The organism is Pantoea sp. UBA5923, assembly GCF_002431095.1.
In the GTDB taxonomy this organism is placed as follows: Bacteria; Pseudomonadota; Gammaproteobacteria; order Enterobacterales; family Enterobacteriaceae; genus Pantoea; species Pantoea piersonii.
The window spans coordinates 56,125-70,343 of sequence record NZ_DJDN01000067.1; the positions used below are offsets into that span (position 1 = coordinate 56,125).

Sequence of the window (14,219 nt, forward strand, 5' to 3'; positions counted from 1 at the left end):
TACCTTACAGCACACTATAACAACGACGTGGCAATCAGGTGCGTGTCGCACGGCACGCCAGAACAGAAAAGGGTTACCGGATGGTGGATCAAACCGCGGGCGACGACATCGAGTGGGTCGATATCGTCAATGAAGAGAATGAAGTGATTGCGCAGGCGACACGCGCGCAGATGCGCGCGCAGCGTATGCGCCATCGCGCCACTTATATCGTGGTGCATGACGGCGCAGGCAAGATTCTGGTGCAGCGCCGCACCGAGACTAAAGACTTCATGCCCGGCATGCTGGACGCCACCGCAGGCGGCGTGGTGCAGAGCGGCGAAGATCTGCTGGAATCGGCGCGCCGCGAGGCCGAGGAGGAGCTGGGCATTGCAGATGTGCCTTTCGCCGAGCACGGCAAGTTCTACTTCGAAGATGAGCATGTCCGCGTCTGGGGCGGTCTGTTCAGCTGCGTTTACCACGGCCCGTTCGCCATGCAGGAAGAGGAGGTGGATGAGGTGTTCTGGATGACCGCGGACGAGATTACCGCGCGCTGCGATGAGTTTACCGATGACTCTCTTAAGGCGCTGTCGCTCTGGCTGACACGTAACGGCGACGCGTAAGTTAGACCTGTTAAAAAAACGCCCTGTTGGGCGTTTTTTGTTTTTGCGCAACTTTCCAGACGCGGGTAACGGGCGCGCATCGGTTTTAAGCCGCGCAAACTTTTTTAATAGTCTGCCAGAATAGTCGCCAGCAGGCTTAGCGCGGCGCTGAACTGCGCGTCGGGTATCGTCAGCGGATAGAGAAAGCGGATGACGTTGCCATGCACGCCGCAGGTAAGCAGCAGCAGCCCTTGCTCAAGCGCTCTTTGCTGGATGGCGCTCGCCGTAGCGGCGCAGGGTTTGCCCGCTTCATTATGAAACTCCGCCGCAAGCATTGAGCCGCGTCCACGTACCTCCGCCAGTGCGCGGCAGCCCGCGCCGAGCAGGGTTTCGCGCAGCCGGTCGCCCAGGCGCAGCGCGCGATCGCACAGCTGTTCTCTGTCGATTATATCCAGTACCGCCAGCGCGGCGGCGATTGCGGTCGGGCTGCCTGCGTAGGTACCGCCCAGTCCGCCTGGCTGCGGCGCGTCCATTACCTCTGCGCGTCCCGATACCGCTGACAGCACCATGCCGCCCGCCAGGCTTTTCGCCATCGTGACGATATCTGGCTTCGCCTCTGGCACGTAGTCGCTGGCGAACAGCCTGCCGCTGCGCGCGAAACCGCTCTGGATTTCGTCGGCGATAAGCAGAATGCCGTGTCGGTCGCAGAGCTGGCGCAGCGCCTGAACAAATGCAGGCGGCGCGACGTAGAATCCGCCTTCGCCCTGAATGGGCTCATAGATAATGGCGGCGACCTGCTGTGGGCTAATGTCGCTGCGCAACAGCGCGTCCAGGCTCGCCAGCGCATCGTCGACGCTGACGCCATGCAGCGCGTCTGGATAGCGGGCATGGTAGACCGGGCTGGCGAACGGGCCGAATCCCTCTTTATAGGGCGTGACTTTGCCGGTGAGCGACAGCGTCATCAGGGTGCGCCCGTGAAAAGCTCCGGTAAAGGCGATAATGCCGGGACGTCCGGTGGCGGCGCGGGCGATTTTTACCGCGTTTTCTACCGCTTCAGCGCCGGTAGAGAAGAAGGCGGTTTTGGCCGGACCGTTAACGGGTACGCGCTGATTTAGCCGCTCCGCCAGCGTCAGGTAGTTTTCATAAGGGACGATCTGAAAAGCGGTATGGGTGAAGCAGTCGAGCTGCGCCTTGACCGCCTCGATAACGTCAGGATGGCGGTGGCCAGTATTAAGGACGGCGATACCCGCGCTGAAGTCGGTATATTCCCGTCCGTGGTTGTCCCAGAGCGTGGCGTTTTCAGCCTTCACCACAAAGAAATCGCACATGACGCCCACGCCGCGCGGCGTTGCGTTCAGGCGACGGGTATGCAACTCGCTGTCGATCATGGCGGAACCTCGCTGGTGCGCTGATACGGAATCTTTTCAGTGTTAGCGTGGCGGGCGAGTTTCGCCAGTTGAGAAGGGGATAAAAAAAGAGCACGCTCGCGCATGCTCTTTAGAGGACTCAAAGGTAAAGATTACTCCCTGTGTGGAGAGACCTTAGCCTTCCGCCTGCTGCGACTGAATCGCGGTCAGGGCGATGGTGTAGACGATATCGTCGACCAGCGCGCCGCGCGACAGGTCGTTAACCGGCTTGCGCATACCCTGCAGCATCGGACCGATAGAGATCAGATCCGCCGAACGCTGCACCGCTTTGTAGGTGGTGTTGCCGGTGTTGAGATCCGGGAAGATAAAGACCGTAGCGCGACCTGCGACCGCAGAGTTCGGCGCCTTGGATTTGGCCACATCTTCCATAATCGCCGCGTCATACTGCAGCGGCCCGTCGATCACCAGATCCGGGCGCTTCTCCTGCGCGATGCGCGTAGCTTCGCGAACTTTTTCCACGTCGCTGCCTGCGCCGGAGGTACCGGTCGAGTAGGAGATCATCGCCACGCGCGGTTCGATGCCGAAGGCATGCGCGGAATCCGCAGACTGAATGGCGATTTCCGCCAGCTGCTCCGCCGTCGGGTCCGGGTTGATGGCGCAGTCGCCGTAAACCAGCACCTGCTCCGGCAGCAGCATAAAGAACACTGAGGAGACCAGCGAGCTGTTCGGCGCGGTCTTGATCAGCTGCAGCGGCGGACGAATGGTATTGGCGGTGGTGTGCACTGCGCCTGACACCAGGCCATCGACTTCGCCGCTCTCCAGCATCATGGTGCCGAGCACCACGTTGTCTTCCAGCTGCTCCTGCGCCACCACTTCGGTCATGCCTTTGTTTTTACGCAGCTCCACCAGACGAGGCACATAGTTGTTGCGAACCACTTCTGGATCCACGATCTCGATGCCTTTGCCCAGCTCGACGCCCTGTGCGGCGGCAACGCGCTGGATCTCATCTGGATTGCCCAGCAGCACGCAGGTAGCGATGCCGCGCTCGGCGCAGATTGCGGCGGCTTTAACGGTACGCGGCTCATCGCCTTCCGGCAGCACGATGCGTTTGCCCGCTTTACGCGCCAGCTCGGTCAGCTGATAGCGGAAGGCCGGTGGCGACAGGCGACGGCTGCGCTCGGAGGTAGCGGTCAGCGACTCGATCCAGTCGGCGTTAATATAGCTGGCGACATACTCCTGCACTTTTTCAATGCGCTGGGTATCGTCGCTGGGCACTTCAAGGTTGAAGCTCTGCAGGCTGAGCGAGGTTTGCCAGGTGTTGGTTTTCACCATAAATACCGGCAGGCCGGTCTGGAAGGCGCGCTCGCACAGCTTCGCGATGCGGTTGTCAATTTCATAGCCGCCGGTCAGCAGAATGGCCCCGATTTCCACGCCGTTCATCGCGGAGAGACAGGCGGCCACCAGCACGTCGGGACGGTCTGCTGAGGTTACCAGCAGCGAGCCTGGACGGAAATGCTCCAGCATATGCGGCAGGCTGCGCGCACAGAAGGTCACCGACTTGACGCGACGAGTAGCGATCTCGCCTTCGTTGATCACTTCGGCATTCAGGTGGCGGCACATATCAATGGCGCGCGTGGCGATCAGATCGAAGCTCCAGGGCACGCAGCCCAGCACCGGCAGCGGGCTGTCGGCGAACAGCTGTTTCGGATCGATATTAGCGACGCTGGCTTTGGTGGAGTCGTCGAAGATTTCCGACAGATCGGGGCGTGTGCGTCCCTGTTCATCTACCGGCGCGTTCAGCTTGTTGATGATGACGCCGGTAATGTTTTTGTTTTTGCTGCCGCCGAAGCTGCTCTGCGTCAGTTCGATACGCTCTTTAAGCTGGGCAGGGGAGTCGTTGCCAAGCGCCATAACGAATACGATTTCGGCGTTAAGCGTCTTGGCGATCTCATAGTTGAGCGCGTTGGCGAACTGATGCTTACGCGTCGGTACCAGACCTTCTACCAGCACCACCTCCGCATCTTTGGTGTTTTCATGGTAGCGAGCGATGATCTCTTCCATCAGCACGTCCTGCTGGTTAGCACCCAGCAGCGACTCCACGCGCGACATTTTGAGCGGGTCGGCAGCGGGAATCGACGAGTTCTTACGGATGATCATCGTAGTCTGGTCCGGCTTATCGCCGCCAGCGCGCGGTTGCGCGATAGGTTTAAAGACGCTGAGTCGAACGCCTTTACGCTCCATGGCACGAATCACGCCGAGGCTGACGCTGGTCAGGCCGACGCTGGTGCCGGTAGGAATAAGCATAATTGTACGTGACACGTTTGAACCTCGCTTTAGGTAGTGTCAAAACAACGCCGTCAGCCGAAGCTGACGGTGAAGGAAAAATCAGGCGGTAAGACGCGCCGCATCCTGGGCGATCACCAGCTCTTCGTTAGTCGGAATCACAATAGCCGGGCGAGTGCCCTCTTTATTGATAAAGCCGGATTTGCCGAAGCGCGCCGCCAGGTTGCGCTCGTGGTCAACCTCGAAGCCGAGCAGGCCGAGCTTTTTCAGCGACAGCTCACGCACCATCGCCGCGTTTTCGCCGATGCCGCCGGTAAAGATCACCGCATCCAGTCGGCCTTCCATCATGGCGCTGTAGCTGCCGATATATTTTGCCAGACGATGGCAGAATACATCCATGGCGCGCTTCGCGTCCTCTTTGGTTTCGTAGTTGTCTTCAACGTAGCGACAGTCGCTGGTGACGCCGGTCAGACCCAGCAGGCCAGACTCTTTAGTCAGCAGCTTATTGATGGCGTCGACGCTCATGCCCAGCGTGTCGTGCAGATAGAAGACGATAGCCGGGTCGATGTCGCCGCTGCGGGTGCCCATGACCAGACCTTCGAGCGGCGTCAGACCCATTGAGGTATCGACGCACTTACCGTTGCGCACCGCCGCGACTGACGCGCCGTTGCCAAGGTGACAGGTAATGATGTTCAGCTCGTCGACCGGCTTGTTCAGAATTTTGGCCGCTTCGTGCGTCACATAGTAGTGGCTGGTGCCGTGTGCGCCGTAGCGGCGAACGCCATGCTCTTTATAAAGATGGTAGGGCAGGGCATAGAGATAAGACTCTTCCGGCATAGTCTGATGGAACGCCGTATCGAAAACCGCCACATTTTTATCGGAAAGATGCGGAAAGTTTTTCATCGCTTCTTCAATGCCGATCAGGTGCGCCGGATTGTGCAACGGCGCGAAAGAGGCGTTGTCTTTAATCCCCTGCACCACAGCATCGGTGATAACAACGGATTCAGTCAGTTGCTCACCGCCGTGAACGATGCGATGACCAATTGCAGCAATTTGTGCCGAAAGCTCTGGTTTTTGTGCCAGAATAGTTTTAACGATGAAATTCAGGGCTTCGCTGTGAGCGGCGCCGGCACCAAGAGGGGCTTCGTGTTTTTCTCCGTCCAGTTTCCATTTAATGCGCGCTTCCGGAAGGTGGAAGCATTCAGCCAGACCGGACAGGTATTCCTCTCCGCTGGCGGCATTCAGGATGGCGAACTTCAGTGAAGAGCTGCCGCAGTTCAGAACCAGTACTAACTTACTCGACATGGAAGTACCTATTTGTTAAAAGTGGCTAAAAATAAGGCAATCAGACTATCAGCGTAGCCCATGAAAGCGGGGGAGATTAATGATAACCCCGTTGCGGTAGTCAAAATGTTGCTTCTCCGCAAAAAAATTTCGTTAATTTTACGCAAATTTTTGAGAAATGCTTAGCGAAAGCTGGCCGTTACGTTTGTCGTTTACCTTCTTACCCGCTTCCAGTACGTTATTGAGGCTGGGTCAGAATAGCGAGAGTCCCCTTTAAAGACAAAAATTTTTGAAGGATGTCACGTAAAGTTGTGTAGTTATAAAATAATTTTATTTTTTGCTGTTTTAGTTGAGGTCCGCCATGGCGAATGATTCTGGCACTACTGGCTGGTTCCGTATTTTTCAAAACGGCCAGCACTATATGAAGACCTGGCCGAATGACAAACGCCTCGCGCCTGTCTTTCCTGAAAACCGCGTATCGAGCGTGACCCGTTTTGCGATCCGCTTTATGCCGCCGCTGGCTGTTTTTACGCTGAGCTGGCAAATCGCGCTGGGCGGACAGCTGGGGCCGGCTGTGGCTACCGCGCTCTTTGCCTGTAGCTTGCCGATGCAGGGTCTGTGGTGGCTCGGCAAGCGCTCGGTGACGCCGCTGCCGCCTACGCTGCTGCACTGGTTCCATGAGGTGCGCGCCCGGCTGGAAGAAGCTGGACAGGCAATTGCGCCGGTCGAGGGTAAGCCGACCTATCAGGCGCTTGCCGATCTGCTCAAGCGGGCATTTAAGCAGCTGGATCGCACCTTCCTTGACGATCTTTGATCGACAGCCGTTTTCCCGCTGAGAGAATTTGCCGCTCAGCCGGGGTCAAATCAAAGAAAAGTGATGCGGGCGTACCCGCATCACCCGCCTTATGCCATCATTTCCCGTCTAATTCTTGAGCGGCCATTCGGCCCAGGAGCCTTCGATGGAAATGACCCACGCACAGCGTCTGATTCTCTCTAACCAGTACAAGATTATGGCGATGCTGGAGCCGGATAACGCCGAGCGCTATCGTCGTTATCAGACCATAATCGAGCGCGGCTACGGGCTGCAGATGCGCGAGCTGGATAAAGAGTTCGGTGAACTGACGGAAGAAACCTGTCGTACCATTATCGACATTATGGAGATGCACCATGCGCTGCATGTCTCCTTTGCCAATCTTGGCGATAAAGCCTCGCTGGATGAGCGTCGGCTCGCTTTCCTCGGCTTTGATGCCGCCACCGAAGCGCGCTTTCTCGGCTACGTACGCTTTATGGTGAATACCGAAGGGCGTTATACCCACTTCGATTCCGGCACCCACGGCTTTAATGCGCAGACGCCGATGTGGGAAAAGTATCAACGTATGCGAGCGGTATGGCACACTTGTCCGCGTCAGTATCACCTGAGCGCGACTGAAATCGCGCAGATTATTAACGCCTGACGGGAGTAGCCTGTGACCTATTGCGGTTTTTTGTTTGATCTGGATGGCACGCTGGTGGACTCTCTGCCTGCCGTAGAGCGGGCTTGGAGCAACTGGGGAGCGCGACACGGCATCGCAGCCGATGAAATTCTGAATTTTATTCACGGCAAGCAGGCGATCGCCTCGCTGCGCCATTTTATGGCGGGTCAGCCGGAGGCGGTCATTCAGGCGGAGTTTCGCGCGCTGGAGCAAGCTGAAGCGCAGGACACCGACGGCGTGCACGCGCTGCCGGGGGCGCACGCGCTGCTGACACATTTAGATGCGCTGCAAATCCCCTGGGCTATCGTAACGTCCGGCACAAAGCCGGTGGCGCAGGCGCGCCATCAAGCCGCGGGTCTGCCGATGCCGTCGATCTTTATTACCGCCGAACAGGTCGAGAAGGGCAAGCCAGCGCCGGATCCCTATCTGCTAGGGGCGCAAAAGCTGGGGCTGGCGGCGGAGAAGTGCGTGGTGGTGGAGGACGCGCCAGCCGGGATCCTCTCTGGCCTGAACGCCCGCTGCGCGGTTATCGCGGTCAATGCACCCGCCGATACGCCGCACCTGACGGAAACTCTGATGCAGCTTAACTCGCTGGCGTCACTGCAGGTTACACCGCACGACCAGGGCGGCTTTTCCCTGCGCCTGAAAAGCTAAAGCCAGACGGCGGCGTCAAGCCGCCGCGCTACAGCGGCGAATCCTGCGAGATCTCGTCCAGCGACAGGCTGAAGCTGGGAATAAACACCTCGACGAAATAGTCCATTTCCGGCGAACGGCGCTGCTGCAGGGTTTTCTCAAGACGCGCCTTGGCTAGCAGGAACTCATTATTGCCTGCGGATAGCTCCTCCAGGCACTTCAGATAGGCGCAGAGCGCGTCCGCCTGTTTGACCACCGACTGTTCTGCTTCGCTGTGCTGATGTTCATCAAGCAGCGGACGGTAAACCTCCTGCAGCTCTTCGGGAAGCATCTCGATCAGCTTCTGCTGGGCGATCTTCTCTATCTTTTTGTACTCATGGGCGATTTGCGCGTTGTAATACTTAACCGGCGTCGGCAGATCGCCCGTCAGCACCTCGCTGGCGTCATGGTAAAGCGCCAGCATCGCAATGCGATCGGCATTAAGGTTACCGTTAAACTTTTTGTTTTTAATCACGGCGAGCGCATGCGCCACCATCGCGACCTGCAGACTGTGCTCAGAGACGTTTTCAGTGCGCACGTTGCGCATCAGCGGCCAGCGGTTGATCAGTTTAAGGCGGGAAAGATGGGCGAAAAAGTGGCTTCGGGTCATGCGTTATCCTGTCAGCAACGGGGGAAGCGTCGCGCTTCCCCAAATGCTGTCAGTATACGCGGCAGGTTTTACTGGCGATACCCTTGCAGGAAACGGTCAAATTTACCGATCGCCATCTCCAGATCGTCGACGCGCGGCAGCGTGACGATGCGTACGTGATCCGGCCACGGCCAGTTAAAGGCGGAGCCCTGAACCAGCAGCACTTTTTCCTGCAGCAGGAAGTCCAGCACCATTTTCTGGTCGTCGTGGATGTTGAATTTTTTCGCGTCGATACGCGGGAACATATAGAGCGCGCCGTTCGGCTTCACGCAGCTGACGCCGGGAATATCGTTGATCAGCTCCCAGGCGCGCTGGCGCTGCTCATAGAGGCGACCGCCGGGCGCGATAAATTCGCTGATGCTCTGATAGCCGCCCAGCGCAGTCTGGATCGCATGCTGCGCCGGCACGTTGGCGCACAGACGCATGGACGCCAGCATCTCCAGTCCTTCAATATAGCCTTTGGCGTGCTTCTTCGGCCCGTTAAGCACCATCCAGCCCTGACGGAAACCCGCCACGCGGTAAGTTTTCGAGAGGCCGTTAAAGGTGATGGTCAGCAGATCGGGCGCCAGCGCGGCGATCGAGTGGTGCTGCGCTTCGTCATACAGGATCTTGTCGTAAATCTCGTCGGCGAAAATGATCAGATTATGCTGACGCGCGATCTCCACGATCTCCAGCAGCAGCTCTTTACTGTAAACCGCGCCGGTGGGGTTATTCGGGTTAATGATGACGATGCCGCGCGTGCGTGGCGTGATCTTACTGCGAATATCGTCGAGATCCGGGAACCAGTCTGAAGATTCGTCGCACAGATAGTGCACCGCCTTGCCGCTGGAGAGCGACACCGCCGCCGTCCAGAGCGGATAGTCGGGCGCGGGCACCAGCATCTCGTCGCCGCTGTTCAGCAGTGCCTGCATCGCCTGCACGATCAGTTCTGAAACGCCGTTACCGATATAGATATCTTCAACCGTGACGTCGCGCATATCGCGCGCCTGGTAGTGCTGCATAATGGCTTTACGCGCGGAATAGAGGCCTTTTGAGTCGCAGTAGCCCTGAGCGCTCGGCAGGTTGCGGATCACATCGACCAGAATTTCGTCCGGCGCTTCGAAGCCGAAAGGGGCGGGGTTGCCGATATTAAGCTTGAGGACTTTGTTGCCTTCTTCTTCGAGACGTTTAGCCTCTTTAAGTACCGGCCCGCGAATGTCGTAACAGACGTTTTCCAGCTTGCCGGATTTATCAATTTGAAAAGTCATTTTTAATCGCCTTTGTGGGCAGAATCCTTTTGCTGCCGCAGAAATCAAACCAGCACAATGTACTCTCCTCCTGGCGACAAAAGAAGGGCAGCGGCAGGTTTTGGCGTCTTTGCCATCTTTTTACGGCAGCTATAGCGGAATGCATAATTTCTTTGCAATTAGCTGGTTACAAAAACTGATTTTAAGTTTCCAGCCGATATTTTTCTCTACGAGACGCGCTTTTAGCTGTAAACCCCGCTGTCCGCTGCGCTAACAAGCGATCAAGAAGTTTTAAGCTGGATTCGCACCCGAAACGCAGGTAGATGAACAAGGAAATAGTTAAGCTATTTTACATAAATGCTTAAAAAAACGTCCGGCCTGATCGACGGATAAGCCAACCCGGAAGCGAACAGGCCTGCCGGGGCACGTTCATAGCTGTAAATAGCCGGAAAAGTTCCCTGTGCGAAAGGTCCAGTGCTTACCCAATAAAAGGTATTTAAGGCCTATCTTCGCACTTTATCTCGCTTTTCAGAAACAGGGAGGTTAAAAATTGCGCAGCGATATGCCAGGATGGACTTGAAATGCGATCTGGTCAAAAATTACGATGCTTTTCACAAAATCATTTCCATTTTGAACGTAAAAATGATTAAGTATAATTTATTATTTGTCGCATTTAGCCGCTACGCAATTCATAATCCGGTAGCTGGCTTTTTTCCGTCCTCTGAAGGTACGGAACCCTAGACACCAACGCAGCTTCCTGCATTTGCGCTCCCGCGCTGTCGGTCCAGAAGTTGTTTCTGTCTACTTAACGCTGCTTTCCCGCTATTCGGGATGCGCGTTTGTCGGTATACGTCTGACACGAATTTCTTTGGCGGTCTAACACAGGGCCGGCAATGAGCATCATTACCGCTTATCTCTTTGATAAGTAGCGTAATAACACCAGGGTAGTAGTTTTTTAAAAATCTTATAAGTGAAGAAAACATGACTAATGCAAATCGTCCGATACTGAATCTCGACCTCGATCTGCTGAGAACGTTTGTTGCCGTTGCGGACCTGAACACTTTTGCGGCCGCCGCTGCCGCTGTGTGCCGAACCCAGTCTGCCGTCAGCCAGCAGATGCAACGTCTGGAACAACTGGTAGGTAAAGAGCTGTTTGCCAGACATGGACGTAATAAATTATTAACTGAGCACGGTATTCAGCTTTTAGGCTACGCCAGGAAAATTCTGCGCTTTAACGACGAGGCCTGCACATCGCTGATGTACAGCAACATCCAGGGCGTACTGACCATCGGCGCTTCAGATGATACCTCTGACACCATCCTGCCGTTTCTGCTGAACCGCGTGACCTCGGTCTATCCGAAGCTGGCAATCGACGTTCGTGTTAAGCGTAACCCCTTTATGATGGAGATGCTGAACCAGGGCGAAGTCGATCTGGTTGTAACGACCTCCAGCCCCGGCAGCTTTACCCATCAGGTGCTGCGTACGTCGCCGACGCTGTGGTACTGCGCGGCAGACTATATTTTTCAGCGCGGCGAAGCGATTCCTCTGGTGCTGCTGGATGAGCCCAGCCCGTACCGCGATATGGCGATCGATCACCTCAACGAGGCGGGCATTCCGTGGCGTATCTCTTACGTCGCCTCTACGCTTGCTGCGGTACGCGCCGCGGTGAAAGCGGGGCTGGGCGTTACTGCGCGTCCGGTAGAGATGATGAGTCCTGAACTGCGCGTAATGGGCGCGGCGGAAGGCCTGCCTGTGCTGCCGGATACGCAATATCTGCTGTGCCGCAATCCTGACAGCGATAACGAGCTGGCGCTGGCGATTTTTAACGCCATGCAGTCCACCAACGATCCCTATAATCTGAGTGCTAACCCGGACGGGACGCTGTTGCTCGATGATGAAGAGTAACCGGCAGATAACATTGTCGGTTTCTTGTTGATCACGTTGCCAGTTCGTCAAACTGTAATAAAAAAGCCCTTCGTTACGCTTACGCATCCGAAGGGCTTTTTTTATTCGTTTAAAACGAACGCTTACTTCCACTTTACCTGCTAGCCTCTCTCTTATCCCTCCAAAAACAAAACCGCGTTTCAGTCAAGTAAGGAATGGAATTTCCGCACTAAAAATTTGAAAGGGTTGTTCCGTATCTGTGTAACATTTGCTGAAAAAAGGGACAAAAAGGCAGGTTTTGTGTCCTGGATCAAAAAAATAACCCTGATAAGGGGAAGGAAAATTCGTTAAAGCCTGCCAGAATACGTCGGATAAATGCACGATCCATGCATTTGCATTCCAGCTATATTCTAAAAGCCCATACAGACTGAAGCGATTTAGCTGGCATCGCGCGCATCATATGTTAAAATTTTGATGCGCGTGTAAAATAATGTTTGGATACTTTTGTCAAAGTTGACAAAAGGTTATAGAAAGGAGTAAAAGACCCCATAAAATTGCTGCCTAATTGATAATGACAGCATAATTTATAAGGTTTTTTTCCTTCCCTTAAATCGATGTGGTGCGTTTGCTGCAAGTGACCTGCGCAGGATGCCATCGCCACTTTTGATGAGTAAGCAAAGAGTATGTCAACAGCCACCGAAGTCGTCGCTCACCACTGGGCGTTTATCATATTTGTCATTATCGCGTTCGGCCTTTGCGCCTTTATGCTTGCCGGAGGATGGCTCTTAGGTGGCCGTGCTAAGGCTCGCCATAAAGAGACGCCGTTCGAATCTGGTATCGAATCCGTTGGCGACACCCATATCCGCCTGTCGGCGAAGTTCTACCTCGTCGCCATGTTCTTCGTCATCTTCGACGTTGAAGCGCTCTTTCTATACGCATGGTCGACCTCTATCCGTGAAAGCGGCTGGGTCGGCTTTGTCGAAGCCGCAATTTTCATTTTGGTGCTCCTGGCGGGGCTGGTCTATCTGGTGCGTATCGGCGCGCTGGACTGGGCGCCTGCACGCCGTCGCGTGGTGGTCAAATCCAGCCCGATCGGTCACACCAACCCTCATAAGCAGTAAAAGCGAGGCAATCTGATGGACTATACGCTCACCCGCATAGACCCCAACGGTGGTGAGAACGACCGTTACCCTCTGCAAAAACAGGAGATCGTAGCCGATCCCCTTGAGCAGCACGTTCATCGCAGCGTCTACATGGGCAAGCTCGAGCATGCCCTGCATGACATGGTGAACTGGGGCCGTAAAAACTCCCTGTGGCCCTATAACTTTGGTCTGTCCTGCTGCTATGTAGAGATGACCACCTCCTTTACCGCCGTGCATGACGTGGCGCGTTTTGGCGCGGAAGTTATGCGCGCCTCGCCGCGTCAGGCGGATTTTATGGTAATCGCCGGTACGCCCTTTACCAAAATGGCGCCGGTGATTCAGCGTTTGTACGACCAGATGCTGGAGCCGAAGTGGGTGATCTCCATGGGCGCCTGCGCTAACTCAGGCGGCATGTACGACATCTACTCCGTGGTGCAGGGCGTGGACAAGTTCCTGCCGGTGGATGTCTATATTCCCGGCTGCCCGCCGCGTCCTGAAGCCTATATGCAGGCGCTGCTGCTGCTGCGCGAGTCGATCGGTAAAGAGCGCCGTCCGCTGTCGTGGGTCGTTGGCGATCAGGGCGTTTATCGCGCCAATATGCAGTCGGAACGTGAAAGAAAACGCGGCGAGCGCATCGCCGTCACGAATCTTCGCACGCCTGACGAAGTGTAAGAACACCGTACATGGATGGATTCCACGGCCGCGGCAAAACACCACAACTTAATGCGCGGCCCCATCCTGACGCCTTCTTTTGAGTGCCTGGCGACAGGCCGGAATGGTGAGTAACGTATGACAGATTTAACCACGCACGATCTCGCTCAGCCTGCATGGCAAACCCGGGATCACCTGGATGACCCGGTGATCGGCGAGCTGCGTAACCGTTTTGGGCCGGATGCCTTTACCGTTCAGCCTACCCGTACGGGCCTTCCCGTGGTCTGGGTAAAGCGCGAGCAGCTGCTGGAGATCGTAGCTTTCCTGCGTAAACTGCCAAAACCTTACGTCATGCTCTATGACCTGCATGGCATGGATGAGCGTTTGCGTACCCACCGCGCCGGTCTGCCCGCCGCGGATTTTTCCGTTTTCTACCATTTTCTGTCGATCGAACGTAACCGCGACATCATGCTCAAGGTGGCGCTGTCGGAGAACGATCTGCACCTGCCGACGCTGACCAAAATCTTCCCGAACGCCAACTGGTACGAGCGCGAAACCTGGGAGATGTTCGGCGTGACCTTTGATGGCCACCCGCACCTGACGCGCATCATGATGCCGCAGACCTGGGAAGGGCACCCGCTGCGTAAAGATTATCCGGCGCGCGCCACAGAGTTCGACCCCTTCACGCTTACCAAACAGAAAGAAGATCTGGAGATGGAGGCGCTGACCTTCAAGCCAGAAGACTGGGGCATGAAGCGCAGCACCAACAGTGAGGACTTTATGTTCCTCAACCTGGGTCCGAACCACCCGTCGGCACACGGTGCTTTCCGTATTATTCTGCAGCTGGACGGCGAAGAGATCGTCGACTGCGTGCCGGATATCGGCTATCACCACCGCGGCGCGGAGAAGATGGGCGAGCGCCAGTCATGGCACAGCTATATCCCCTATACCGATCGCGTGGAGTACCTCGGCGGCTGCGTAAACGAAATGCCTTACGTGCTGGCGGTGGAA

At 56.1% G+C, this 14,219-nt stretch carries 13 protein-coding genes; 8 read left to right on the forward strand and 5 right to left on the reverse strand.

Annotated features, from left to right (window positions below; all coding sequences use genetic code 11):
• Positions 1-80: 80 nt before the first annotated feature.
• Entirely contained in the window at positions 81-599 is a 519-nt protein-coding gene (yfcD, locus tag B3797_RS15920; protein ID WP_311791572.1) for an NUDIX hydrolase YfcD, read from the forward strand.
• A 104-nt stretch (positions 600-703) separates the two neighbouring features.
• On the opposite strand, the gene gabT is transcribed toward yfcD, so the two are convergent.
• The 3 genes from gabT to ackA all read right to left on the reverse strand — a co-directional run bounded on the left by gabT (position 704) and on the right by ackA (position 5,533).
• A complete protein-coding gene (gene gabT, locus B3797_RS15925) occupies positions 704-1,966 on the reverse strand; it encodes a 4-aminobutyrate--2-oxoglutarate transaminase (protein ID WP_311791573.1) in 1,263 nt (420 codons plus the stop codon).
• Between the two features lie 153 nt (positions 1,967-2,119).
• Positions 2,120-4,264 (reverse strand): phosphate acetyltransferase, encoded by a 2,145-nt coding sequence (gene pta / locus B3797_RS15930; protein ID WP_311782669.1) that lies wholly within the window; start codon positions 4,262-4,264, stop codon positions 2,120-2,122.
• 66 nt (positions 4,265-4,330) lie between these two features.
• A complete protein-coding gene (gene ackA / locus B3797_RS15935; protein WP_311782668.1) occupies positions 4,331-5,533 on the reverse strand; it encodes an acetate kinase in 1,203 nt (400 codons plus the stop codon).
• Positions 5,534-5,873: 340 nt separating this feature from the next.
• Between ackA and yfbV the strand changes: the two genes are divergently transcribed.
• The 3 genes from yfbV to B3797_RS15950 all read left to right on the forward strand — a co-directional run bounded on the left by yfbV (position 5,874) and on the right by B3797_RS15950 (position 7,638).
• The gene (gene yfbV / locus B3797_RS15940; protein WP_120453069.1) at positions 5,874-6,326 is read left to right on the forward strand and encodes a terminus macrodomain insulation protein YfbV; all 453 of its coding nucleotides are present in this window, start codon (positions 5,874-5,876) and stop codon (positions 6,324-6,326) included.
• A gap of 145 nt (positions 6,327-6,471) precedes the next feature.
• The gene (locus B3797_RS15945) at positions 6,472-6,966 is read left to right on the forward strand and encodes a YfbU family protein (RefSeq protein ID WP_311791574.1); all 495 of its coding nucleotides are present in this window, start codon (positions 6,472-6,474) and stop codon (positions 6,964-6,966) included.
• A 12-nt stretch (positions 6,967-6,978) separates the two neighbouring features.
• Positions 6,979-7,638, forward strand: a complete 660-nt coding sequence (locus tag B3797_RS15950) for a sugar phosphatase (protein WP_311791575.1) — start codon at positions 6,979-6,981, stop codon at positions 7,636-7,638.
• A 28-nt stretch (positions 7,639-7,666) separates the two neighbouring features.
• Here the strand turns inward: B3797_RS15950 and yfbR are convergent, their stop codons facing one another.
• Both yfbR and B3797_RS15960 read right to left on the reverse strand, forming a co-directional pair.
• Complete coding sequence (yfbR, locus tag B3797_RS15955; protein ID WP_311782665.1) at positions 7,667-8,266, reverse strand: 5'-deoxynucleotidase; 600 nt, start codon at positions 8,264-8,266, stop codon at positions 7,667-7,669.
• 68 nt (positions 8,267-8,334) lie between these two features.
• Positions 8,335-9,552 (reverse strand): pyridoxal phosphate-dependent aminotransferase, encoded by a 1,218-nt coding sequence (locus B3797_RS15960; protein ID WP_120453076.1) that lies wholly within the window; start codon positions 9,550-9,552, stop codon positions 8,335-8,337.
• A 960-nt stretch (positions 9,553-10,512) separates the two neighbouring features.
• Between B3797_RS15960 and lrhA the strand changes: the two genes are divergently transcribed.
• The 4 genes from lrhA to B3797_RS15980 form a co-directional block, all read left to right on the forward strand.
• Complete coding sequence (lrhA, locus tag B3797_RS15965; protein ID WP_033791641.1) at positions 10,513-11,436, forward strand: transcriptional regulator LrhA; 924 nt, start codon at positions 10,513-10,515, stop codon at positions 11,434-11,436.
• Positions 11,437-12,098: 662 nt separating this feature from the next.
• Positions 12,099-12,536: an NADH-quinone oxidoreductase subunit A gene (locus B3797_RS15970; RefSeq protein WP_311782664.1), complete on the forward strand. Its 438-nt coding sequence runs from the start codon at positions 12,099-12,101 to the stop codon at positions 12,534-12,536.
• A 15-nt stretch (positions 12,537-12,551) separates the two neighbouring features.
• Complete coding sequence (locus tag B3797_RS15975) at positions 12,552-13,229, forward strand: NuoB/complex I 20 kDa subunit family protein (protein ID WP_033750488.1); 678 nt, start codon at positions 12,552-12,554, stop codon at positions 13,227-13,229.
• Between the two features lie 117 nt (positions 13,230-13,346).
• Positions 13,347-14,219, forward strand: an 873-nt coding sequence (locus B3797_RS15980) for an NADH-quinone oxidoreductase subunit C (RefSeq protein WP_311791576.1), incomplete at its 3' end; no start/stop codon positions are given.

Bases quoted from the DNA above. Each gene is read 5' to 3' on its own strand.
- B3797_RS15945 (WP_311791574.1), top strand. From the start codon at position 6,472: ATGGAAATGACCCACGCACAGCGTCTGATTCTCTCTAACCAGTACAAG.
- ackA (WP_311782668.1), bottom strand. From the start codon at position 5,533: ATGTCGAGTAAGTTAGTACTGGTTCTGAACTGCGGCAGCTCTTCACTG.
- B3797_RS15960 (WP_120453076.1), bottom strand. From the start codon at position 9,552: ATGACTTTTCAAATTGATAAATCCGGCAAGCTGGAAAACGTCTGTTAC.
- yfcD (WP_311791572.1), top strand. From the start codon at position 81: ATGGTGGATCAAACCGCGGGCGACGACATCGAGTGGGTCGATATCGTC.
- yfbR (WP_311782665.1), bottom strand. From the start codon at position 8,266: ATGACCCGAAGCCACTTTTTCGCCCATCTTTCCCGCCTTAAACTGATC.
- yfbV (WP_120453069.1), top strand. From the start codon at position 5,874: ATGGCGAATGATTCTGGCACTACTGGCTGGTTCCGTATTTTTCAAAAC.
- lrhA (WP_033791641.1), top strand. From the start codon at position 10,513: ATGACTAATGCAAATCGTCCGATACTGAATCTCGACCTCGATCTGCTG.
- gabT (WP_311791573.1), bottom strand. From the start codon at position 1,966: ATGATCGACAGCGAGTTGCATACCCGTCGCCTGAACGCAACGCCGCGC.
- B3797_RS15970 (WP_311782664.1), top strand. From the start codon at position 12,099: ATGTCAACAGCCACCGAAGTCGTCGCTCACCACTGGGCGTTTATCATA.
- B3797_RS15975 (WP_033750488.1), top strand. From the start codon at position 12,552: ATGGACTATACGCTCACCCGCATAGACCCCAACGGTGGTGAGAACGAC.